Here is a 22409-nt window from a genome sequence, read left to right on the forward strand (position 1 = left end):
TTGCCAATAAACGTTCCAAGCGGTCTTCCCGCGGTGAAAGTTTTAGCAAAAGAAGGCATCTTCGTCATGACGGAAAAGAGGGCGATCCACCAGGACATCCGCCCTCTTGAAATTCTCATCCTGAACCTGATGCCAGACAAAATAAAAACGGAGATCCAACTTCTCAGACTCCTTGGAAACACTCCTCTTCAGGTGAATGTGACACTGCTTTACACCGAAACTCACAAACCGAAACACACTCCCATTGAACACATTCTGAAGTTCTACACAACTTTTTCCGCTGTGAAAGATAGAAAATTCGACGGATTCATCATCACGGGCGCTCCTGTGGAACTCTTTCCGTTCGAAGAAGTGGATTATTGGAAAGAACTCACAGAAATCATGGAGTGGAGCCGCCACAACGTGTACTCGACCATGTTCATCTGCTGGGCGGCTCAGGCCGGATTGTACTATTTTTACGGAATACCGAAGTACGAACTTCCGCAGAAGCTCTCAGGTGTTTACAAGCACAGAGTCACAAAAGATTCGGTCCTCTTCAGGGGACACGATGATTTCTTCTGGGCGCCACACTCACGGTACACCGAAGTGAGAAAGGAAGACATAGACAAAGTACCAGAGCTTGAGGTCCTCGCAGAGTCGGACGAAGCGGGAATTTATGTGGTCGCAAACAAAAGTGAACGACAGATATTCGTCACGGGGCATCCCGAATACGACAGGTACACACTGAGAGACGAATACTATCGAGATATAGGTCGAAATTTGAAGGTACCGATTCCTGCCAATTACTTTCCAGACGACGATCCCACAAAAACTCCCATTCTCACTTGGTGGAGCCATGCTCACCTGTTCTTCAGCAATTGGTTGAATTACTGTATCTACCAGAAAACACCCTACAGACTGGAAGACATACACTGAAGAACCCCTTTCGGGGTTCTTCTTTTTCCGTGTTAGAATAATAATTGTGATTCTGTGAACACAAAAGGAGTGGGAAAATTGTCGATTCTGTCACCCCTGGCAAATTTCTTCGCCCAAACCGCATTCCCATATCTCACATTTGGAAACATAGTCATGTTCGCAGTAGCCATCGTTCTGCTGTATGTAGCTATAGTGAAACACTCGGAACCCCTTCTTTTGATTCCCATAGCCTTCGGAATCATTCTTGCGAACATACCCGTTGAAACTACAGGAATATTGAACGAAGGTGGTTTTCTCTTCTATATAAAGAAAGGCCTTGACCTGGGAATCTATCCTCCCCTCATCTTCCTCGGAATAGGCGCCCTCACAGATTTTTCCTTCATGCTTTCGTATCCGATCACAATCTTTCTTGGTGCGGCTGCACAGATGGGGATATTTTTCACCTTCTTTGTGGCAAAGATCCTTGGATTTTCTCTGAAACAGGCAGCTTCCATCGCCATCATAGGTGGTGCAGATGGGCCAACCGCCATTTACATAACGAACACGCTCTCCCCGGAATTGATCGCCCCCATAGCCATATCCGCTTACTCTTACATTGCACTCATTCCCATACTTCAACCCGTTGTTTCCAGAATGTTGGTCAGCAAAGAAGAACGAAAAATCAGGATGAAACCACCCAGAAAAGTGAGCAGATTTGAAAGGCTTTCATTTCCGATAGTGATAACAATAGCAACCGCTCTTCTGATTCCAAAGTCGCTTCCTCTGGTTGGTTCCCTCATGTTTGGAAACCTCCTCAGAGAGGCGGGGATTGTGAAAAGACTCGTTGAGGCCGCCAGCAGGTACATACTCGACACGGTGACGATCCTTCTCATGCTGTCAGTTGGTGCCTCGGCAAGGGCTGATGTCTTCTTGACTCCACAGAGTTTGATGATATTCTTTCTCGGGGCAGTCGCTTTCCTCGTGTCAATGAGTTCTGGGATTCTGTTCGCGAAACTCATGAACCTGTTTTTGAAAGACAAAATAAACCCGCTCATAGGAGCGGCTGGTGTTTCTGCTGTACCGGATTCTGCCAGAGTTGCACAGAAACTCGCTCAGGAAGAGGACCCAAGTAACTATATACTGATGCACGCGATGGGACCCAACGTGGCGGGAGTCATAGGTTCAGCCACTGTAGCAGGAGTATTTTTGATGTTTCTCAGCTGAGAGGGAAGAATATGGGTTACAAAATCGTGGTGAATTACGACTGGTGCAAGGCGTGTAAACTGTGCGCGTGGATATGTCCAACTAAGGCCATCACGAGTGATGAAACAGGAAAACCCGTGACGAACAAGGATAAATGTATCGGATGCTTAAAATGTGAGAAAATATGTCCGGATATGGCCATAGAAATTGTGAGTGATGAGAATGCCTGAGATGATGTTTCTTCAGGGGAACGAAGCGTGTGCTTTAGGTGCGATAAAAGCGGGATGCAGATTTTTCGCAGGCTATCCAATCACTCCCTCCACAGAGATAGCGGAGGTGATGGCGAGAGAACTGCCAAAAGTGGGTGGAGTGTTTGTTCAAATGGAAGATGAAATAGCCAGTGCGGCGGCTGTTGTTGGGGCATCTCTTGCCGGTGTGAAATCAATGACGGCCACAAGTGGACCTGGGTTCAGTCTCATGCAGGAGGTTATAGGATACGCGATCATGACGGAAACACCGTGTGTCTTTGTCAACGTCATGAGACTTGGTCCATCCACCGGTCTACCAACGAAACCCGCGCAGGGAGACATCATGCAGATAAGATGGGGAACACACGGAGATCACGCCATAATCGCTCTTTATCCTTCATCTGTCGCAGAGGTCTATCGTTACATAATCACCGCATTCAATTTAGCGGAAGAATACAGAACTCCCGTCGTATTTCTCATGGAGGCGATGCTTGGGCACATGAGGGAAAGTTTCTATCCACCGAAAGATGAAGAACTGTTCATCATAGAAAGGTTGAAGGATACTTCTTTTGGAGAAGAAGATCTCTTCGTACCCTTCTCTGAAAGTGAGTACGCAGAACCCACACCACTTCCCATGGCCGAGATGGGAAAAACGAGATTTCATGTCTCTGGCCTCGTTCATGACGAATCAGGTTTTCCTCTCACTTCTCCTGATGTGGCAGAAAAATTGATAAGAAGGCTGACGAACAAAATCAGACTCCATGCGGATGAAATAGCTCTCTATGAGGAGTACGAGACGGAAGACGCAGAAATCCTGGTAGTGGCCTACGGAATAGTTGCAAGGAGCGCTATGAAAGCAGTGAAGATCGCAAGGCGTGACAGAATCAAAGTGGGGTTGTTCAAACCAATCACGATCTGGCCGGCCCCTGTATCACGTTTCAGGAAACTGGCAGAAAAAGTGAACACCATAGTGATAGCCGAGATGAATCTGGGACAATACGCGAAAGAACTCATCAGTTCCATAGACAGAAGATCGAAAGTCATAAGAACCATAAACAAAGTGAACGGAGAACTCATAAAACCCGAAGAGATTCTGGATGTTATAACCGAAACTCAAATAGAGATTTAACATAAAAGGGTACAATTGAATCTTGGCGGATCAAAAAAAGCGAGGAGGTGGAAACCGTGTACGTGGAAATCGTGGATGTAAGGGCAAGAGAGGTTTTGGATTCGAGAGGAAATCCCACCGTTGAAGCGGAAGTCGTTCTTGAAGACGGTACTGTTGGGAGAGCCATTGTACCCTCAGGTGCCTCCACTGGAAAATTCGAGGCCCTGGAAATCAGAGACAAAGACAAGAAGAGATATCTCGGGAAAGGTGTTCTGAAAGCAGTAGAGAACGTGAACGAAACCATAGCTCCCGCGCTGATCGGAATGAACGCATTCGATCAGCCACTCGTTGACAAGACACTGATAGAACTGGACGGCACTGAAAACAAATCTAAACTGGGTGCCAACGCTATACTCGCCGTTTCTATGGCGGTTGCCAGAGCAGCGGCGAATTATCTTGGGTTGCCTCTCTACAAATACCTTGGAGGAGTCAACGCAAAGGTTCTACCGGTGCCTCTGATGAACGTGATCAACGGTGGACAGCACGCAGACAACAATCTTGACCTTCAGGAATTCATGATTGTTCCCGTCGGATTTGACAGCTTCAGAGAAGCTCTGAGGGCAGGAGCTGAAATATTCCACACGTTGAAAAAGATACTCCACGAAGCTGGCCATGTGACAGCGGTCGGAGACGAGGGTGGATTCGCCCCCAATCTGTCTTCCAATGAAGAAGCCATAAAGGTTCTGATTGAAGCCATAGAGAAGGCAGGCTACAAAGCCGGGGAAGAAGTCTTCATAGCCCTCGACTGTGCGGCGTCTTCCTTCTACGATGAAGAAAAAGGTGTTTACTTCGTCGATGGTGAAGAAAAATCCAGCGAAGTTCTCATGGGATACTACGAAGAACTGGTAGCAAAGTACCCCATCATATCAATTGAAGATCCGTTCGCAGAAGAAGACTGGGATGCATTTGTGGAATTTACAAAGAGAGTAGGAAACAAGGTTCAGATCGTTGGAGATGACCTTTACGTGACCAACGTGAAAAGACTCTCCAAGGGAATAGAGCTCAAAGCGACCAACTCCATACTCATCAAACTCAATCAAATAGGCACAGTCACGGAAACTCTCGACGCGGTGGAGATGGCACAGAAGAACAACATGACAGCCATCATTTCCCACAGATCTGGAGAGAGTGAAGACACGTTCATCGCGGACCTCGCTGTGGCAACGAACGCTGGTTTCATCAAGACGGGATCCCTTTCCAGAAGTGAAAGGATAGCCAAGTACAACCAGCTTTTGAGAATCGAGGAAGAACTCGGAAAAGCGGCGGAATTCAGAGGTTTGAAATCTTTCTACTCCATAAATAGATAACACCGAAGGCCCACTTCGGTGGGCCTTCATTTAGTTGAGGTGGTTTCAGATTGGAAAGGCATGAAGAGATAAAAAAAGGAGCATGGATTGGAATATTTGGAAATGCCGTGCTTGCCGCCTTGAAGATTTTGGTGGGACTGCTCACGGGAAGCTATGCGATACTCGCAGACGGAATAGACACGTCCACCGACATATTCACATCTTTTGTCATACTCCTCTCATCCAGAATCTCAGGAAAACCACCTGATGAGACGCATCCCTACGGCCATGAAAGGGCAGAAACGATCGCTTCAAAGATCATTTCCTTCGTTATGTTTTACGCAGGAGCCTCTCTTCTTGTTGAATCAGTAAAAAGGCTTGTGGAACAGGAGTTTTCTTTGGAACTCACTCTGACAGCCTTTATTGTTGTTGGAATTTCCGTTGCAGGCAAAACTTTTCTTTTTTTATACAAACTGTCCCTTGGGAGACGTCTGAACAGCCTAGCTACAATCAGTGATGCTTTGAACATGAGAAACGACATAATGATCTCAGGAACTGTTCTGGCCGGTATGTTTGCGATGAAAACCTTCGGATGGTGGTGGTTGGACAGTCTGCTCGCGATTTTCGTTTCCATTCTGATTCTGAGAACTTCCTTTTCTGTATTCTACGAAGCAGCTTACGAACTCATGGATGGTATGAAAAGAACCGAGTTAGACATGTACGATGATATCTTTGTCGTCCTCGAGCGTTTTCCAAACGTGCACAACCCCCACAGGATGAGAATAAGAAGGGTGGGAACAAAGTACTTCATAGAAATGGATATCGAAGTAGACGGAAAGATGTCGGTGAAAGACGCGCACGAATTGACCGTGAAAATAAGGAAAGAAATGATGAGAAGGAGAGATGATATAGAAGATGTAACAATACACGTTGAACCGCTGGGAAATGTGGAAGAAGAAGGATTCGGGTTAAAGAAAGGAGAGGAAAAATGAGATTGATGGACAGTCTCGAAATACTCTACTACAAAAAAGGAAAAGAATTCGGTGTTCTCGAAAAAAGAATGAAAGAGATCTTCAATGAAACAGGTGTGAGCCTCGAGCCGGTGAATTCTGAGCTGATTGGAAGAATTTTTCTCAAGATCAACGTCCTGGAAGAAGGAGAAGAAGTACCAAGTTTCGTCATAAAGGCTCTCACACCAGAAGAAAACGCCGTCGATCTCCCGCTCGGAGAATGGGCAGACCTGAAAAACGTCTTTGTTGAGGAAGTCGACTACCTCGATTCTTATGGTGATATGAGAATACTATCGGAGAAAAACTGGTACACAATTTATGTCCCATATTTTTCGGTGAAGGAGAAAAGCAGGAATGAAGTGGTGAAAGAGTTCATGAGGTACTTTCTTGAATCGAAAGGATGGAATCCTGAAGAATACGCGTTTTCTGTCCAAGAAATAGATAATCTGTTCTGAGGTGAGAGAATGAACGTTCTGGCACTCGACTCTTCCCAGAAGATAAGAGTTGGGTTGAAAAAAGGAGAAGACCTCTTTGAAATTTCGTACACCGGCGAGAAAAAACACGCAGAGATTCTTCCTGTTATTTTGGAGAAGCTGTTAGACGAAATGGGGCTCAAAGTGAAGGATCTCGATGTTGTGGGAGTGGGAATTGGTCCTGGAGGATTGACGGGCCTCAGGGTGGGAATCGCCACCGTAGTAGGGCTCGTGTCTCCATACGATATACCTGTGGCTCCTCTGAACTCTTTCGAAATGGCTGCAAAGAGCTGTCCAATCGATGGTGTTGTACTCGTTGCCAGAAGAGCGAGAAAAGGTTACCACTATTGTGCAGTTTATCTGAAAGGCGAAGAACTCAATCCGTTGAGAGAACCGGGTGTGGTCTCTGATGAGGAGCTGAAAGAGCTCACAAATGAGTTTTCTCCAAAAATAGTCCTGAAGGACGATATTCTCATCTCACCTGTTGTGCTGGTTGAAGAGAGCGAGAAACTTTTCAAAGAGAAAAAGACCATTCACTACTACGAAATCGAACCTTTGTATCTTCAGAAATCCATAGCGGAATTGAACTGGGAAAAAAAGAAAAGGGGCTGACGCCCCTTACTGAACCTTCTCGAGTTCTCTGGCAACTTCGAGGATCAGTTTTTCACCCTCGTAATCCACTCTCACCGTCTGACCTTCCTGCACTTCACCTGATATGATCATTCTTGCGAGTGGTGTTTCGATTTCTCTTTCTATCAGTCGCCTCAGCGGTCTTGCACCGAACGTTGGATCGTATCCCCTTTCCGCGAGGTATTCTTTCGCCGTTTCGGTGATCGTGAGTTTTATGTTCTTGTCCTTCAACCGCGCTTCAAGTCTTTTGATCATTATTTCCACGATCTGCTTCATGTGTTCTTTTGTGAGTGGTTTGAAGACAACCACGTGGTCTATCCTGTTTATGAACTCGGGCCTGAAGTAGTGTTTCAGCTCTTCTCTAACTCTTTCTTCAATTTCATCAAAACTCTTTCCTTCTTTAACGTAGTTCAGTATCAGATCGCTCGCTATGTTACTCGTCATTATAATGATCGTGTTCTTGAAATCAACAACGTTTCCTTTGCTGTCTGTGAGTCTTCCATCGTCCATTATCTGAAGCAGTATGTTGAACACATCCGGATGTGCTTTTTCAATCTCATCGAGCAGTATGACACTGTACGGTCTCCTCCTTACGGCTTCGGTCAGCTGACCACCTTCCTCATAACCAACGTATCCCGGAGGTGCTCCTATCAGTTTGGAGACAGCATGCTTTTCCATGTATTCGGTCATATCGATTCGTATCAGTGCGTTTTCGCTTCCAAAGAGCACTTCAGCGAGTGTCTTTGCGAGCTCAGTCTTACCAACACCCGTTGGTCCAAGGAAGAGGAAAGTACCGACCGGCCTGTTAGGATCTTTTATCCCAGCCCTTGCCTTTCTGATGGCATCGGCCACTACCTCAACCGCCTCCTCCTGGTCCACAAGCCTCTGATGGATTATCTCTTCGAGCTTCAGAAGCTTTTCTTTTTCAGATTCAACGATTCTGGAAACTGGAACACCCGACCAGGATTCAACCACTTCTGCTATCTTCTCCGCTGTGACAACCGGTTTTCCACTCTTCAAAGCTTCGTACTCGCTCTTGAGTCTGAAGAATTCTTTTTTGAGATCGGCCGCTTCTCTGTACTGAGATCTTATAGTGAGCTCATCGATTTTCGCCTCAATCTCTTTTATTTTTTTCTCGAGTTCGCGAAGCTTCGTTTCATCCTTTTCCTGTTTTGTAGCACTGAGTCTTACTCTCGCTGCCGCTTCATCCAGCAGGTCAATCGCTTTGTCCGGCAAGAATCTGTCCGTTATGTACCTTGCTGAGAGCTTGGCAGCTGCCTCTATCGCTTCGTCTTCTATCTTCACCTTGTGGTGTTCCTCGTAGACTTTTTTCAGCCCTTTCAAGATCTCTATGGTTTCCTCCACACTCGGTTCTTTCACCATTACCGGCTGAAATCTTCTCGCGAGCGCTTTGTCTTTTTCTATGTGTTTCCTGTACTCATCCAGCGTGGTCGCACCTATGACGCGTATTTCTCCGCGAGCGAGGGCTGGTTTCAACATGTTGGCAGCGTCCATCGCTCCTTCGGCTGCGCCAGCACCAACCAGGGTGTGTATCTCATCGATGAAGAGAATTGTTTTTTCTTTCTGTTTCATCACTTCATCGAGGAATGATTTCAACCTTTCTTCAAACTCTCCCCTGTATTTGGTTCCCGCTATCATCCTTCCAAGATCCACCATCAGTATACGCACATCTTTCAGAGAATCAGGGACTTTCCTTTCGACGATTCTCTGCGCGAGACCTTCCACAATAGCGGTTTTTCCAACACCCGGATCACCGATGAGAATTGGGTTGTTCTTGGTTTTTCTCATGAGAATCTCGATCACACGCTCGATTTCTTTGTCCCTTCCTATGATAGGACCTATTTTTCCTTCTCTCGCCAATTTTGTGAGATCGGTTGCAAAAGCCATGAGCGGCGACTGCTCAGCCGCGTATTCTTCTTCGTGCTCCTTAATCGTTTGAAGCACCTTTTCGTAGTCAATACCGTACTTTTTCAGAACACGAGCGGCATACGTGGAACCGTCCCTCAGCAGTCCCAGAAGGAAGTGAAGAGGACCTATATCCTTCTGCTTGAAGAGCCTGGCTTCTTTTCTCGCCAGCTCCAGGATGTAAGAAAGCTCTTTCGATACATAGACCTGATCGGAGAATCCGTAGTATATACCGTACTGGGAATCGATGTAGTCTTCAAGCTCATTAATCACTTCCTCCACGTTCACATTGAGATCTTTCAGTATCTTCGTGACCTCGTTTTCATCGTAAAAAATCTGAAGAAGAATGTGTTCTGGTCTGATCAGATTCTGATTTCTTTCTTTGATATCCTCAACACTCCTCTCGAAAATATCCTTCATCTTGTCGTTCAGGTTTCTCATGATTCTCACCTCCGGTTCATTATATTAGCACTCAAAAATTACGTTTGATAAAACAAAAAGTGAATATCTCTTGAAACGACGAGATATCTTCTTTTCCCACTCAATTAGTACACACTTGTATATAAAAAATGAATCGACCAAAAATCCCTTCAATTCGGTAGTTCGGGATGATGTTCGTTTATTTACCGTTTTTTTGATTTTTCCAGAAGAATACGTTATAATGTTTCCACACGAGGATCAGAAGGCGTGATAAGATGCGGAAATATTCGCAGCGACACATTCCTGTAATGGTTAAAGAAGTTATTGAGTTTCTGAAACCAGAGGATGAGAGAATCATCCTCGATTGTACGGTAGGTGAAGGTGGACACTCCAAAGCGATTCTGGAACACTGTCCGGGATGCAGAATCATAGGATTAGATGTTGACTCAGAAGTTTTGCAAATCGCCGAAGAGAAGTTGAAAGAATTCTCAGATCGTGTGAGTCTGTTCAAAGTCTCCTACAGAGAAGCGGATTTTCTTCTTAAAACCTTAGGAATAGAAAAAGTAGATGGAATACTAATGGATCTTGGGGTTTCTACTTATCAGCTCAAAGGAGAGAATCGTGGCTTCACGTTCGAGAGAGAAGAACCGCTGGATATGCGTATGGATCTGGAAAGTGAACTAACAGCCCAAAAAGTTTTGAATGAGTTACCGGAAGAGGAGTTAGCGAGGATAATTTTTGAGTACGGTGAAGAGAAGAAATTCGCAAGGAGAATCGCTCGAAAGATCGCTGAAAATCGTCCGCTCAACACTACCCTCGACCTCGTTAAAGCCGTGAGAGAAGCGCTTCCATCCTACGAAATCAGGCGCCGTAAGAGACATTTTGCAACGAAAACGTTCCAGGCCATAAGAATTTACGTCAACAGAGAACTTGAAAATCTGAAGGAATTTCTGAAAAAAGCTGAGGATCTTCTGAATCCGGGTGGCAGAATAGTGGTCATCTCCTTTCATTCTCTGGAGGATAGGATTGTCAAAGAGACGTTCAGAAATTCCAAAAAGTTACGAATATTGACGGAAAAACCGGTTCGTCCCTCGGAAGAAGAAATAAGAGAAAATCCAAGATCCAGGAGCGGACGCTTGCGTGCAGCGGAGCGGATAGGGGAAGGAGGAGATTGATCTGCCAGCGAAGGTAAACCAGCGAACGAGAGTACTTGTTCTTTCACACCAACTTATTTTCACTATTGTGCTCGTTGCTGTGTTATTGTTCGTAGGGATAACCGCCTTAAGAGTAGGGGTCCTGGCCTTCCACCTCACGCAAAACAACAAGAAGCTCGAAATCGAGATCAAAGAGTTGGAGAGAACCTACCAGGCACTCGAAGAAGAGTTCTATCACATCTCTTCCTATTTCGATCTCCTGAATCCCTCGGAGTGAGAGTGATAGATGGAAAAAAGGTTGTGGCTACTTCTTGCAATCTTTGCGATATTTTTGATAGTTTCCTTTGTGAATTTGTTCTTCCTTCCTTTAACAGAAAGAACAAACTGGTTTATTTCTATCCCTCCCCGGAGAGGAAATATCCTGGACATCAGGGGAAGGAAATTAGCTCATGATTTACCGAAATACGTTGCTTACCTTGATGTCGAATTTTTTAAAAAGCAAAATGGAGACATAAAAGCACTCGAGAAGACCCTGCAAAACTGCGGCATCACGAAGTCGACAGAAGAAGTGGTGAATTATAGATTTTTCAAACTCACAGAGGGGGAAGATAAAGTTGACGTGTTGAAGAAGATAGAATCAGAGTTGCTTCCCTTTGTCAACATAGAGCTGGTATACACCAGAAAAAAAATTCAGGATTACGCTACAGGAGTTTTGCTTGGAACGGTGATAGATGGAACTGGAAAGGGAGGAATCGAAAGTTTTTTCAATGATCAGCTGCGAGGAAAAAGAAAGGGTTTTTTAGAACTTCGCTACAGAGGAGCCCGTCTCTCCCCCACTCTTATGAATTACTCCCTCCCTGAAAATGGGAAAGACGTCTGGTTGTCTCTGGATCTTGACCTTCAAAGGCGCGTCTACGATATCATCTCGAAGGCCGTGGAAGAATACTCCGCGGAAGCGGGTCATGTGATTGTGATGGAATCGAAAACTGGCAGGATACTATCAATGGTGACCACCAGAAACTGGAACGATTTGATCGGCGGATACATAGAGCCAGGTTCGACGATAAAACCTCTGGTGTACGCGATCGCTCTCGAGACACATTCTGCTTCACCAGATTTCACCGTTGAATGCGAAGGTTCAATAAAACCAGTAGAGCAACTTCCTGTAGTCATAAGAGACATAGAAAAGCATGGCCTGGTGGATTTCTCCATGGGAATCGTAAAATCGTGCAACGTGATGAGTGTTAAGGTAGGAGAGCTTATCATGGAAAAAATCGGTGTTGATGGATTCTATGAGTGGCTTCAGAAGGTAGGCTTTGGGGAAAAAACCGGTATCGAAATGGAGGGGGAAATCGCTGGTGTTCTGAGAGAAGCGAAAAAATGGTCTCTCATAGATCCGGCTGAAATTTCGATTGGGCAAGGTATCGGTGTCACTCCTGTACAGTTGATTTCATCTCTCAATATCTTTGCGAACGATGGATACTGGGTGAAACCTACCATTTTGAAAGATTCCCAGGTGGAAAAAAGAAGAGTTTTTTCAAAAGAAACAACAGACGTGATAAGACAGGCAATGGCTCAGGTTGTAAAAGAAGGAACAGGAAAACTCGCTCAGGTGAAAGAAGTATCGATCGCTGGTAAAACGGGAACCGCCCAGAAGGCGATCGGTGGAGAATACAGGAATATTTATCACTCACTTTTCGTGGGTTTTTTCCCCGCTGAAGATCCGAAGTACACGATACTGGTTCATCTGGACAGCCCCTCAGGGGCTTTCTACGGAGGAGAGGTCGCTGCTCCAGTGTTCAGAGAGATCGTAGAGATTTTCACAAAGAAAGAAGATGGAAGGATAGAGGCTGTAGAAGGCTTGATGCCAGATCTAACTGGACTCCCAGTTAGAGACGCTTTGCTTGTTCTGGAATCCCTCGGAGTGAAGGACGTGGAGATAAAAGGAAAAGGGTGGAAGGTGTCTGAACAAACACCCCCACCCAATCATCCTTTTGAAGGACCTGTGATTCTGTTTTTGAGCGATCAGAAGTAATGTTTTGCGGCGTGTTCAACAGCAATGGCACCGTCTGCAACAGCTGTGACTATCTGTCTGAGGTTTTTCTTTCTCACATCACCGACCGCGTATATCCCCTTCACGGAAGTTTCCATGTTCTCATCCGTTACGATGTAACCGTAGGGATCCAGTTCTGCCAGACCTTTAAGCAGTTTCGAGTTTGGATCGAGCCCTATGAAGATGAACACTCCATCTGCTTTCAATACCTTCTTTTCTCCCGTTTTCACGTTCTCTATAACGACTTCTTCAACCTTGTCTTTTCCTCTGATTTCCTTCACGGTGGAGTTATAAATGACTTCTATCTTTGGATTGCTCAAGACCCTTTCCTGAAGAACCTTCGCAGCCGTGAGCGTTTCAAGAAGCTGGATCATGGTGATCTTGTTCACTATGTTGGCAAGGAAAATCGATTCGTCGCACGCGCTGTCTCCTCCACCCACTACGATTATGTCCTTTCCCGCAAACAGATATCCATCACAGGTTGCGCAGTACGACACGCCTTTCCCAAAGAACTCCTTTTCACCGGGTACATTCAATCTCTTCGGATTCGCACCGGTTGCAACGATCACTACGGGAGCTTCTATTCTTTTACCATTATCCAGTTCGACCACTTTTTTGTCTCCCTGGATTTCCAGTTTAACGACTTCGGCGTTGTATATGTCTGCGCCGAATTTCTCGGCGTGTTCTTTGAACTTCGAAGCGAGTTCTTCTCCGGAGATGGCAGGGAATCCCGGGTAGTTCTCAACCAGATGAGTGAGGTTCACGTATCCTCCTTCGATCGCTTTTTCAACGACCAGAACAGAAAGTCCTGCCCTTCTGGCGTAGATGGCAGACGTGAGACCCGCGGGTCCTCCACCCACAACGACTATGTCGTATTTGTCTTTTATCTCTTTCTTTCTTATGGATCCAGTATCAAAGAAAACCACTTCTTCTCACCCCTTTGCGAGCCTCAACACCTCGTTTATGAATTCTTTCTCGGGATAAGCCCCTACGAAGAATTTCGACGGATCCCTGTTCACAACAATGTGGGGAACAGAAGAGACTCCGAATTCCTCACTCAGCTCCCAGTATTCGTTCGCTTCTATCATCTCTCCGATTATCTTGTCGCTGGCCATAGCCATGTTGTGAGCCATGAGAACCGCCCTGGGGCAGTAAGGACACGTTGGTGTTACAAACACACTGATCCTTATCGGTTCCTCGAGACTCTGGAGTTTCTGAATGCTCTCTTCAGAAAGCTGCGGTTTTCCTTCAGAGACGGCGATGATATCCTGAATGAGCGTTCCAAATTCGTGTCCTGAGGGAACTCCGTAAAATCTGATACCGTAATCCTTACCGTCCTCGGGCAAAAGAATTGTGGCGGGAACCATTTCCACCTGGTACTTTTCCACCGCTTCCTTGTCGCTGTCGAAATCACGGATTTCAAGTTCAAGTCTTGGATCGACAGAGACGAGTTCCTCCAGGACCTGTTCTGTGATTTCGCAGTACTGACAGCGCGCTTTGTCTTCCGTCTTGAAGAAGACGATCTTCACCTTTCTTTTGAGCTCTTTCCCAAAAAGATCCTTGAGATAAGCGATGTCCTTGTCCGACAAAATACCCATTTTTTCACCTCCGATATAATTCTACCAAATTAGTCGAGTTTGTCTACTCCGTTCAGTAAACCTATTGTTACACCAAGAACAAGCAAGATTGAAATCACGAAAGGATTCTTTAAATCTGCACTTGAAAAGACGATGTACAGACCAAAAAACTTCAAAGCCGGTCTTCCAAAGGACTTGAACAGTTTCTTTCTGATCTGATAGAGGCTGAATTCTCTGTCGTTGTATCCAAAGGAGAGGAACATGATGCGGTACTGTTCATTTATACTCATCAGAAAATGAACAGACTCTCCAAGAAAAAAGAGCACCGCAAGAACGACCACTATCAGATAGAAAAAGAGAGAATTCAAAATCCAGGAAAACAGGTAAATGAGACCGAGGGTGGTGAACTCGTTGAATATTTTGAGGGCGCTCAGATCAATTTTTTCTCTTCTCTTCAGATAGAGGTAGGAAAAGAAGACAGATACAAAGAATCCAACAACAGAAAAGGACAACCCTTCAAGGAACCAGATCATTTCTCATCCCTCTTGTTTTCTTCCTTTTTGAAAATTTCAGATATAGCTCCCAGGCTTGCGAGTATGGAACTCGCTTCAAATGGGAGGAATATCTTTGTCGCCTGACCGTTAGCCATTTCCTTCAGCGTCTCAAGGTACCTGACGGTGAGAAGATCCTTGGTCGGATTTCCTTCGTGTATTGCATTGAAAACGAGCTTTATTGCCTCGGCCTGTCCACGTGCTTCGAGAATGAGTTTTTGCATGTTCGCTTCTGCGACTCTCTTTATGGCTTCCGCTTCACCCTCTGCTCTCAAAATAGCCGCGTTTTTCTCACCTTCTGCTTTCAATATTTCCGCCTGTTTGTAACCCTCCGCTTCCAGTATAGCCGCTCTTTTTGTTCTCTCTGCTTTCATTTGCTTGCTCATAGCATCGGTGATATCCTGAGGTGGATCTATCTTTTTAATTTCAACTCGGGTGATCCTCACACCCCACTTGTCCGTTGCTTCGTCGAGAACGGTTCGAAGCTTCATGTTTATTCTTTCCCTGGATGTGAGTGTTTGATCGAGTTCCAGCTCACCTATGACGTTTCTCAGGTTCGTCTGAGCGAGTTTTATGGTGGCCATCTCGAAGTTGCTCACGTTGTAAACCACCCTGTACGCGTCGGTGATCTCGTAGTAGATCACGGCGTCCACCGTTACGACCACGTTATCTCTTGTTATGACCTCCTGTGGAGGAACATCAATGACTTTTTCTCTCATGTCTACCTTTATCATTCGCTCGAAGAAAGGAATTATGAAATGTACTCCAGACCCGACTTCTCTTTTGAACTTCCCGAGCCTTTCCACAAGCCCCCGTTCGTACGGACGAACGATCCTTACAGAACTCGCAGCCAGTACGATCAGAAAGAAAACCAAAACAACAAGAGCTATCAACATAGAAACACCTCCCTCATACTCTTTTTACAACCACATGGGCACCTTCCACCTTCATTATCTTCACGTGTTCTCCTTTCTCAATGATCTCATCGTCGTCTTCTACGTACGCCCTCCACACATCTCCGTTGATTTTCACAAGGCCAGTTCCCTTTCTGTTGTCTATTGTTTCAATAACGATCGCTACTTTTCCGGCGATCTCTTCGACATGGATTTTTCTTGGCGATTCCCAGTTCTGAACCAGCCTTCTCGTGAAAAAGACGAGTACTATAGATACAGCTGCAAAGACTATGATTTGAACATATACTCCAAGATAAAGTGACACCAGAGAAGCGGCAAGCGCTCCCACTCCAAACCAGAATATGAAGAAAGTGGGTGTGAATATCTCCGCTACCATAAGAATCGCACCAAGAACAAGCCAGAACACCCAGGCCTCCATGATTTCGCCCCCTCACATTTCAAACACCTTTCTTGGATCCATGTAAAGGATCTCTACATCAGGCATTTCCTCTCTGTATCTTTTTATGACAGACTTGAGCTGTCTTATGTAGCGGGTGGAAATGTGGTAGAGAATGATTCTTTTGACACCTGCTGATTTCACAGACTCCATCACTTCATCTATGGCGGCGTGGTTCTTGTACCTTCGATCACGTGCATCCAGGAACGTACACTCGTGGATGAGCAGTTCCGTTCCACGGATCTCCTCAGGATCGAGTGCCAGCGAGTCTCCACTGATGGTGAGGATCTTTTTGTGATATTCTTCAGTGACAAAGTCTCTACCTTTCTCTTTTACAAGACGTGAAATTTCTTTGCTGTCCAGTTCCTGAAACTCTTTCTTCAGCTTTCTTCTAACCTCGAATACGTGATAACCAAAACTAACTTCAGAAGAAACGTGTTTCGTTTTGAACGGCTGAACGTACCTCTTGAATCCCCCTGCGTCTCTCAGAAAAACTTTCTCACCTTCCTTCAAAGGATGAACGTTGAAGGAGAACCTGAGATCAGGGTTTGCTCTCTTTATGAATTCGGTGTACTCCTCCACTGCCCTATTCCCCTCTGGATAGAAAACATCGAGGGGCTTTTCTCTGTCTCCCATACCATTGTTTCTTATGTTCACAACTCCCCACAATCCCGCTATGTGATCCACGTGACCATGAGTGAGAAAGACGTATTTGAAGGCGTACACCTTGCTTCCAAGAGTTGTGGAAACACCCTCTCCTGCATCGAAGAGGATGCGTTCCGGTGAATAATAGATCCAGGTGGAAAACAACGCCTTCGAAAATCCTATGATGTTCATTCTCCTCTCTCCACCCTGATCTTTATCGTGTCCTTAACACCTCCTGGCAGACTGACTTCCAGAGAGTATTCACCCAGTTCTTTTATGGGTTTGTCCAGTTTGAACCACTTTTTATCGAGCTCCAAACCGGTGGTTTTTGAAATCTCTTCTGCGAGTGTCGCAGCTGTAACAGCTCCGAATATCTTTCCACCTTCACCCGCTTTGACCTTCACGACGTGAGTTCTTTTTTTCAATTCCTTGAGGATCTTTTCACTCTCTTCTCGCTCTCGTTCTTTTTTTCTTTTCTCTATTTCTTTTTCATGTTTTATCGCCCTTTCAAGCCCCTCCGTGTATTCTTTTGCAAAGCCACGGGGTATGAGATAGTTTCTTGCATAACCATCTGAAACTTCTTTGATCTCACCTTTTTTCCCGATCTTTGGAACGTCCTTGAGAAGTATCACTTTCAAAACAGATCACCTCCTGCGATTTTTTCCTTATCTATTCTATCATGCTTGATTGATATAATCTTGAAGAGAGGAGGTGTGAAGTGTGCAGAAAGCGATAGTTCTGTGTGCTGGAAAAGGGACAAGACTCAGACCACTCACGTTCACAACCGCCAAACACCTTATTCCTATTGCTAACAAGCCTATTCTCTTCTACAGTCTGGAAAATATCGCACAAGCTGGTATCGAAGAAGTGGGGATCGTGGTGAGCCCTCACAATGCCGAAGAGTTCAAGAGCATAGTTGGTGCGGGTGAGAACTTCGGTCTCAAGATCTCTTACATCATCCAGGAGGAACCCAAAGGTCTTGCACATGCCGTCTGGGTTTCACGAGAATTTATTGGAGACGAAGATTTCATGATGTACCTGGGAGACAACCTCATTCTCGAAGATCTGGGAAAATTCGTGAAAGATTTTGAAAATTCGGACTATGCCGCTTCAATTCTGCTATCACCAGTCAAGGATCCAACCCGTTTCGGTGTAGCCGTGATGGAAGGTGACAGAGTGATAAAGGTTGTGGAAAAACCCAAAACACCTCCCAGCAACCTCGCCATAGTGGGTCTCTATCTTTTCAAAAGTAAGATCTTCGAAGGGATAAAGAACATAAGACCTTCTTGGAGAGGAGAACTCGAGATAACGGACGCCATCGAATACCTTATTGAAAAGGGTGAAAAGGTTCGAGGTTACATCGTTTACGGTTGGTGGAAAGACACTGGAAAGCCTGAAGATCTGCTAGAAGCCAACAGGAAGATCCTGATGGAGACAACCGAAGAACTTCTCGGGGAAATGGATGACAAGTCCTCCATACAAGGGCCTGTTAGAATAGGAAAAGCGTCGAAAATCGTCAATTCTGTGATTAGAGGTCCCGCAGTCATAGGAGATAATTGCTTCATAAAGAACTCTTACATAGGTCCCTACTCTTCAATAGGCAACGGCGTGATTCTCGAAGACTGTGAAGTGGAAAACAGCATCGTGATGGATGAATGCTCCATAACGGGTGTGGAAAAAAGGATAGATTCTTCTATACTGGGAAAGGGAGTTTCTGTGAGGGGATCACAGAAGAGACCCGCGAGTTTGAATCTCATCCTGGGAGACATGAGTCGGGTGGAACTTTAAAAAAGAGGGGCTTTGAGCCCCTCTTATTGTTTCGTCCACTTCACGATGATAGGCGAGACAATGTAAAGCGAGGAATAAGTTCCCACGATCGTACCTACTGTCATTCCAAAAGCGAAGGGTTTGACGGCATTTCCGGCGAACAGAAGAAGGACAAAAACGACGAAGAACGTGGTGAGAGAGGTATTTATCGTTCTGGCGAGTACCTGATTTATACTCATGTTCACAATGTTCACCATGTTCCTTCCGCGATATCTTTTCATGTTCTCTCTGATCCTGTCTGAAAGAACGATCGTGTCGTTGAGAGAGTAACCAAGCAACGTGAGAAATGCTGCCACCGCCGCGACGTTTATCTCGTAGCCGAACAGCGAGAAGAATCCCATGGTGATGAGCACATCGTGTATCAGAGCCACAACGGCAGCGACTCCAAAGATGAACCTGAACCTGATAGTGATGTAGATGAGGAGAACAACAAGAGCCACCAGAATCGCTGTCCACGTTCCCCTTCTGATTTCCTCGGCCGCCGTTCCACTGATCTCATTGAAGGACACCACCTTACCAGAAAGGAGTTTTTCCATCTCTTCCTGAATTTTCTGCTTTTCATCTGGTTCGTAAGTTTTCGGAACGATGATGGAGTACTTCTGAACGTTTGAAGGATCACCCGCGGAACGAATCTCAACTATTCTCGCCTTTGCAAATTCCTCAGAGATTTGAGAGATGGCTGTCCTTATGTCATCTTCAGTGACCTGCTTGTTTTCAAATCTCACTATGATTTCAGAACCACCAGTGAATTCCACCCCGAAGTTGAATCCTCTTGTTAATATGGAAACGATGGATATCGCTATTAGTATCAGCGAGATCGCGATGAAGATCTTCGACTTTCCCATGAAATCAATTTCTTTTCTCATTGCCCGGTCCCTCCCTGTACCTCATTGGCTCTGAGGGGCTTGATGAAGCGCGCAAGTGCATCGAGAAACAGACGGCTGAATACCAGATTCACAAAGATACTTCCAAGTACACCGATGATCAGAGTGATGGCAAAGCCTTTGATGGTTCCGGTGCCGAAATAGTAGAGGATGAGGCCCGTGAGTATCGTCGTGATGTTTGCATCGAGTATCGTTGAAAGCGACCTGTTGAAACCAGCCGCTATGGAAGTTTTAACAGGTTTGCCCAACTTCATCTCTTCTTTTATCCTTTCGTATATGATCACGTTTCCATCGACGGTCGTCCCTATCGTGAGGATGATACCCGCTATTCCAGGGAGGGTGAGGATGAATTTGCCTGCTGCCATCACACCAAGAAGTAATACGGTGTTGTAAATGAGCGCAAGATCGGCGACTATTCCCATCGTTCTGTAGTAGATGATCATGTAAACAAGAACAAGTATGAGTCCGATTATTCCCGCTTTCAGGGAGGCATCGATCACATCGCGTCCAAGGAGTGGCGCAACCCATCCCGAAGAGGTTTTTACAAGCCTTGCAGGAAGCGCACCGCTTCTCAGAATGGCAGCGAGCTGTTTCGCTTCTTCCAGTGAGAAGTTACCTGTTATCTCTGCCTTCCCATCAGTTATGATTGCAACTACCTGACCGGCGAACTGAACAACGTTATCGAGCACTATGGCGAGTCTCTTCTTTGGATCGTAGGTCCCTTCGGGAACGTACAGCGCCTGTGTGATCCTTTTGAACACATCAACATACTCTTTTGAAAGCTCAAATGAGACCTTATAGCCGTATCTTCCAGTTCTTGTCTCTACTTCCGGTCTTGCGTACACGATCCTTGGAGCTTCAAGAACCAAGTCTCTCCTTCCCATTATTTCTTTTTTCACAAGGTACCACTTTCCATCTCTTCCTTTGAGCCATACCGCGTTCTCTCTTTTGGCTTCAAGGGAAAGTTCAGGTACTTTGATGGGATCTTCACCGAGGTACTCATCGAGAACCTGAGCAAAATAAAGGACACCCGTCGATCCGATCAACTTTTCTGCCTGGACCGTGTCGGTCGCCCCGGGTATCTCCACCACTATGTAGTACTTGTTATCCCGGAGCACTTTATTGACAGCTGCTTCTGTGTAACCAGCCGCATCGAGCCTGTTTCTCAACACAGTCCACACGTCATCCACAACATCGGAAGGATTTTCTGTTCCTTGCTGAACTTCGAGCATGTATTCGATCCTTGCACCACCTTTTATATCCAGTCCAAGGCGAATATTGGATGTCCATCCTCCTTTACTGGGCCAGAAGATGGCAAGCAAAGCACCAGCCAGTACCAGTAGAACTACTACGAGCCTTACTCTGTCTCCCCTCATTCATCATCCCTCCTGATCTTCCTGTGACCTCTCCTTTATAACCGTGGAAATAGCCCTTTTTGTTATCTCAAGTTCCGTGGAATTCGCTGTTTTGATCTTGACGGTGTCTTTTTTGATATCGATGACTTTCCCAACGATTCCTCCAATTGTGACGACTGTGTCTCCTCGTTTTATCTGACTTATCATCTGCTGAAACTGTTTTTCCCTTCTCCTCTGGGGAAGGATGATCATGAAGTAAAAAATAGCTATGAAGAATATCAGCATGAAGAGGAGACTTCCCCAGCCACCTGTTGCGGTTGTGGTGCTACCGTTCGAAGCACCTGGAGCTGCTGCGTAAATGATCTCAGGCATTCTCCTTTCCTCCCTTCTCAAATATCAATTGAAGCCGTCTGTAAACCAGTGGAACCAGAATGAATTGAAGAACGATACCGGGAATACCTGTGGTGAAACTCAACAAAATGGAGGTTAACGGCTGAAGCTTAATGCCAACAAGAGCCCCAAGAATGTAGTAAGAAACCGAGTAAACAAGCCTTCCGAGAACTACGGCGATGAGAATTCGAACGAAAATGTTCTTCTTCATAACCCCTATAACGAGCCCGTACGTGAACACCTCAGGTATCATGAAGAGAAACATTGGAAATGGGGGCATTCCCATCGTTAAAAACGAGAGAAAAGGAAGTACCGCACCCGTTACTCCTCCCACGAAAGCCCCAGAGGTCGCTCCAGCGAGCATAGCTGCCAAGTGGAGAGGCAGGAACATTCTCCCGAGGTTCACCAGGTGAAAAAGATAGGCAAGAGCTACACCAATAGCAAGCCACATCGCAGTGTAAGTCAGCTTTCGCATCCGAATATCACCCCTCTTTTTCAAACTTCGAATTGATTATATCATCTATCATGTTTCTGGCGTTCTTTACATCCTGGTCAATAGCAGACTTCAGCTCCTTGATTGAACCAAATTTTTTCTCGTCCCTCATGAATTTCAACACTTCCAGTTTCAGCTTCTGTCCGTAAAGATCTCCTCCAAAATCCAGGATGTACACTTCGTACTTCACGTTTTTCGCATCACCCACGGTGGGTCTGAAACCCACGTTCATGACACCAAACTTTTTCTTTCCATCTGGCAAATGAACTCTCACCAGATAAACTCCCCTTTTCAGATCTACGAGTTTTTCATTTCCTCTGTCGATGTTGGCAGTTGGAAATCCCAACTTTCTTCCAAACTCCCTGTCTCTGTGGACGATTCCTTCGATTTCGAAATATCTACCAAGGTACAGAGGAATTTCCTCTGCTTTTCCTTCCTGAACGAGATTTCTAATCAGAGAACTGCTCACTCTTCTTCCCTGAACAACCACATCTTCGATTTCGTAGACTTCTATACCCTTCTTTCTAAGAAAAGACGCGTCTCCGTTTGCGTTCTTGCCAAATTTGAAATCCTTTCCAACAACAACAGCTGACACTCCAGATAGATACCTCTCGACAAACTTTTCTGGAGTGAGATCTTTTATTCTGAAAAAATCCAGAACAACGGTTCTTGCATAATGAGAAAGCATCTCTACCCTGCTTTCTACTGTCATGAGAAGACCGGAAAAATCCGGCGAGAAATATTCAGGAGGATAAGATATGGTGTAGATCAGGCTACTGTCTTTCCTGAGGAATGCTATTTCCTTCATGGTCCTCAGGACCTTCTGATGCCCGATGTGAACTCCATCGAAAACTCCAATGCTGACAACCATT

The 22409-nt window shown here is 45.5% G+C and carries 25 protein-coding genes; 12 read left to right on the forward strand and 13 right to left on the reverse strand.

All coding sequences use genetic code 11. The annotated features are described in order from the left end of the window. The 8 genes from metA (at position 1) to tsaB (ending at position 6894) form a co-directional block, all read left to right on the forward strand. Entirely contained in the window at positions 1-915 is a 915-nt protein-coding gene (gene metA / locus AS158_RS04170; protein ID WP_165304536.1) for a homoserine O-succinyltransferase, read from the forward strand. 78 nt (positions 916-993) lie between these two features. Next, complete coding sequence (locus tag AS158_RS04175) at positions 994-2118, forward strand: sodium ion-translocating decarboxylase subunit beta (protein WP_165304537.1); 1125 nt, start codon at positions 994-996, stop codon at positions 2116-2118. An 11-nt stretch (positions 2119-2129) separates the two neighbouring features. Continuing rightward, positions 2130-2327 (forward strand): 4Fe-4S binding protein, encoded by a 198-nt coding sequence (locus AS158_RS04180; protein ID WP_165304538.1) that lies wholly within the window; start codon positions 2130-2132, stop codon positions 2325-2327. Continuing rightward, entirely contained in the window at positions 2320-3474 is a 1155-nt protein-coding gene (locus AS158_RS04185) for a 2-oxoacid:acceptor oxidoreductase subunit alpha (protein ID WP_165304539.1), read from the forward strand. Before AS158_RS04180 ends, AS158_RS04185 begins: the two co-directional genes overlap by 8 nt. A 56-nt stretch (positions 3475-3530) precedes the next feature. Beyond that, complete coding sequence (eno, locus tag AS158_RS04190; RefSeq protein ID WP_038053908.1) at positions 3531-4820, forward strand: phosphopyruvate hydratase; 1290 nt, start codon at positions 3531-3533, stop codon at positions 4818-4820. A 50-nt stretch (positions 4821-4870) separates the two neighbouring features. Further along, complete coding sequence (locus AS158_RS04195) at positions 4871-5791, forward strand: cation diffusion facilitator family transporter (protein ID WP_038053911.1); 921 nt, start codon at positions 4871-4873, stop codon at positions 5789-5791. Next, complete coding sequence (locus tag AS158_RS04200) at positions 5788-6264, forward strand: DUF3855 domain-containing protein (protein WP_165304540.1); 477 nt, start codon at positions 5788-5790, stop codon at positions 6262-6264. The genes AS158_RS04195 and AS158_RS04200 overlap by 4 nt, the downstream gene beginning before the upstream one ends. Before the next feature lie 9 nt (positions 6265-6273). Next, complete coding sequence (gene tsaB / locus AS158_RS04205; RefSeq protein ID WP_165304541.1) at positions 6274-6894, forward strand: tRNA (adenosine(37)-N6)-threonylcarbamoyltransferase complex dimerization subunit type 1 TsaB; 621 nt, start codon at positions 6274-6276, stop codon at positions 6892-6894. A 6-nt stretch (positions 6895-6900) separates the two neighbouring features. On the opposite strand, the gene AS158_RS04210 is transcribed toward tsaB, so the two are convergent. Then, on the reverse strand, positions 6901-9279 hold the full coding sequence (locus tag AS158_RS04210) for an ATP-dependent Clp protease ATP-binding subunit (protein ID WP_165304542.1): 2379 nt from the start codon (positions 9277-9279) through the stop codon (positions 6901-6903). A 254-nt stretch (positions 9280-9533) separates the two neighbouring features. On the opposite strand from AS158_RS04210, the gene rsmH reads away from it, so the two are divergent. From rsmH to AS158_RS04225, 3 genes are all read left to right on the forward strand, one after another. Further along, positions 9534-10433, forward strand: a complete 900-nt coding sequence (gene rsmH, locus AS158_RS04215; protein WP_038053922.1) for a 16S rRNA (cytosine(1402)-N(4))-methyltransferase RsmH — start codon at positions 9534-9536, stop codon at positions 10431-10433. An 85-nt stretch (positions 10434-10518) separates the two neighbouring features. Beyond that, positions 10519-10689, forward strand: a complete 171-nt coding sequence (locus AS158_RS04220; protein ID WP_241241269.1) for a hypothetical protein — start codon at positions 10519-10521, stop codon at positions 10687-10689. A gap of 9 nt (positions 10690-10698) precedes the next feature. Continuing rightward, on the forward strand, positions 10699-12447 hold the full coding sequence (locus AS158_RS04225; RefSeq protein ID WP_165304544.1) for a penicillin-binding transpeptidase domain-containing protein: 1749 nt from the start codon (positions 10699-10701) through the stop codon (positions 12445-12447). Here the strand turns inward: AS158_RS04225 and trxB are convergent. The 7 genes from trxB to rplI are packed head-to-tail and all read right to left on the reverse strand — an operon-like array spanning position 12438 to position 17226. Beyond that, a complete protein-coding gene (gene trxB, locus AS158_RS04230; RefSeq protein ID WP_038053935.1) occupies positions 12438-13391 on the reverse strand; it encodes a thioredoxin-disulfide reductase in 954 nt (317 codons plus the stop codon). The two genes, AS158_RS04225 and trxB, sit on opposite strands and share 10 nt — an antisense overlap. 6 nt (positions 13392-13397) lie before the next feature. Continuing rightward, positions 13398-14063 carry a thioredoxin family protein gene (locus AS158_RS04235; protein WP_165304545.1) on the reverse strand — a complete coding sequence of 222 codons (666 nt, stop codon included), beginning with the start codon at positions 14061-14063 and terminating at the stop codon, positions 13398-13400. Between the two features lie 29 nt (positions 14064-14092). After that, entirely contained in the window at positions 14093-14575 is a 483-nt protein-coding gene (locus tag AS158_RS04240) for a hypothetical protein (RefSeq protein ID WP_038053939.1), read from the reverse strand. Then, positions 14572-15489, reverse strand: a complete 918-nt coding sequence (locus AS158_RS04245) for an SPFH domain-containing protein (RefSeq protein ID WP_038053941.1) — start codon at positions 15487-15489, stop codon at positions 14572-14574. Before AS158_RS04245 ends, AS158_RS04240 begins: the two co-directional genes overlap by 4 nt. A gap of 13 nt (positions 15490-15502) precedes the next feature. Then, positions 15503-15925 carry an NfeD family protein gene (locus AS158_RS04250; protein ID WP_165304546.1) on the reverse strand — a complete coding sequence of 141 codons (423 nt, stop codon included), beginning with the start codon at positions 15923-15925 and terminating at the stop codon, positions 15503-15505. 12 nt (positions 15926-15937) lie between these two features. After that, complete coding sequence (gene rnz, locus AS158_RS04255) at positions 15938-16780, reverse strand: ribonuclease Z (RefSeq protein WP_165304547.1); 843 nt, start codon at positions 16778-16780, stop codon at positions 15938-15940. Beyond that, entirely contained in the window at positions 16777-17226 is a 450-nt protein-coding gene (rplI, locus tag AS158_RS04260; RefSeq protein WP_165304548.1) for a 50S ribosomal protein L9, read from the reverse strand. The genes rnz and rplI overlap by 4 nt, the downstream gene beginning before the upstream one ends. An 82-nt stretch (positions 17227-17308) precedes the next feature. Here rplI and AS158_RS04265 point away from each other — a divergent pair, with 82 nt between their 5' ends. After that, a complete protein-coding gene (locus AS158_RS04265) occupies positions 17309-18376 on the forward strand; it encodes a glucose-1-phosphate thymidylyltransferase (protein WP_038053954.1) in 1068 nt (355 codons plus the stop codon). 23 nt (positions 18377-18399) lie between these two features. On the opposite strand, the gene secF is transcribed toward AS158_RS04265, so the two are convergent. From secF to ribF, 5 genes are read right to left on the reverse strand one after another with little or no spacing between them, the layout of a single operon-like run. After that, positions 18400-19281 carry a protein translocase subunit SecF gene (secF, locus tag AS158_RS04270; RefSeq protein ID WP_165304549.1) on the reverse strand — a complete coding sequence of 294 codons (882 nt, stop codon included), beginning with the start codon at positions 19279-19281 and terminating at the stop codon, positions 18400-18402. Beyond that, positions 19278-20675, reverse strand: a complete 1398-nt coding sequence (gene secD / locus AS158_RS04275; protein ID WP_165304550.1) for a protein translocase subunit SecD — start codon at positions 20673-20675, stop codon at positions 19278-19280. Before secD ends, secF begins: the two co-directional genes overlap by 4 nt. 3 nt (positions 20676-20678) lie before the next feature. Further along, positions 20679-21026: a preprotein translocase subunit YajC gene (gene yajC / locus AS158_RS04280; RefSeq protein WP_038053962.1), complete on the reverse strand. Its 348-nt coding sequence runs from the start codon at positions 21024-21026 to the stop codon at positions 20679-20681. Beyond that, entirely contained in the window at positions 21019-21519 is a 501-nt protein-coding gene (locus AS158_RS04285; protein ID WP_038053965.1) for an ECF transporter S component, read from the reverse strand. The genes yajC and AS158_RS04285 overlap by 8 nt, the downstream gene beginning before the upstream one ends. Before the next feature lie 7 nt (positions 21520-21526). Continuing rightward, on the reverse strand, positions 21527-22408 hold the full coding sequence (ribF, locus tag AS158_RS04290) for a riboflavin biosynthesis protein RibF (RefSeq protein ID WP_165304551.1): 882 nt from the start codon (positions 22406-22408) through the stop codon (positions 21527-21529). Between the last annotated feature and the right edge of the window lies 1 nt (position 22409).

Source organism: Thermotoga sp. 38H-to (assembly GCF_011057665.1).
Lineage (GTDB): Bacteria > Thermotogota > Thermotogae > Thermotogales > Thermotogaceae > Thermotoga.

Coding starts and splice junctions, on each gene's coding strand:
- AS158_RS04185 (WP_165304539.1), top strand. CDS start 2,320: ATGCCTGAGATGATGTTTCTTCAGGGGAACGAAGCGTGTGCTTTAGGT.
- rnz (WP_165304547.1), bottom strand. CDS start 16,780: ATGAACATCATAGGATTTTCGAAGGCGTTGTTTTCCACCTGGATCTAT.
- AS158_RS04180 (WP_165304538.1), top strand. CDS start 2,130: ATGGGTTACAAAATCGTGGTGAATTACGACTGGTGCAAGGCGTGTAAA.
- tsaB (WP_165304541.1), top strand. CDS start 6,274: ATGAACGTTCTGGCACTCGACTCTTCCCAGAAGATAAGAGTTGGGTTG.
- yajC (WP_038053962.1), bottom strand. CDS start 21,026: ATGCCTGAGATCATTTACGCAGCAGCTCCAGGTGCTTCGAACGGTAGC.
- rsmH (WP_038053922.1), top strand. CDS start 9,534: ATGCGGAAATATTCGCAGCGACACATTCCTGTAATGGTTAAAGAAGTT.
- AS158_RS04240 (WP_038053939.1), bottom strand. CDS start 14,575: ATGATCTGGTTCCTTGAAGGGTTGTCCTTTTCTGTTGTTGGATTCTTT.
- AS158_RS04245 (WP_038053941.1), bottom strand. CDS start 15,489: ATGTTGATAGCTCTTGTTGTTTTGGTTTTCTTTCTGATCGTACTGGCT.
- AS158_RS04285 (WP_038053965.1), bottom strand. CDS start 21,519: ATGCGAAAGCTGACTTACACTGCGATGTGGCTTGCTATTGGTGTAGCT.
- secF (WP_165304549.1), bottom strand. CDS start 19,281: ATGAGAAAAGAAATTGATTTCATGGGAAAGTCGAAGATCTTCATCGCG.
- AS158_RS04235 (WP_165304545.1), bottom strand. CDS start 14,063: ATGGGTATTTTGTCGGACAAGGACATCGCTTATCTCAAGGATCTTTTT.
- ribF (WP_165304551.1), bottom strand. CDS start 22,408: ATGGTTGTCAGCATTGGAGTTTTCGATGGAGTTCACATCGGGCATCAG.
- AS158_RS04250 (WP_165304546.1), bottom strand. CDS start 15,925: ATGGAGGCCTGGGTGTTCTGGCTTGTTCTTGGTGCGATTCTTATGGTA.
- secD (WP_165304550.1), bottom strand. CDS start 20,675: ATGAGGGGAGACAGAGTAAGGCTCGTAGTAGTTCTACTGGTACTGGCT.
- AS158_RS04200 (WP_165304540.1), top strand. CDS start 5,788: ATGAGATTGATGGACAGTCTCGAAATACTCTACTACAAAAAAGGAAAA.
- AS158_RS04225 (WP_165304544.1), top strand. CDS start 10,699: ATGGAAAAAAGGTTGTGGCTACTTCTTGCAATCTTTGCGATATTTTTG.
- AS158_RS04210 (WP_165304542.1), bottom strand. CDS start 9,279: ATGAGAAACCTGAACGACAAGATGAAGGATATTTTCGAGAGGAGTGTT.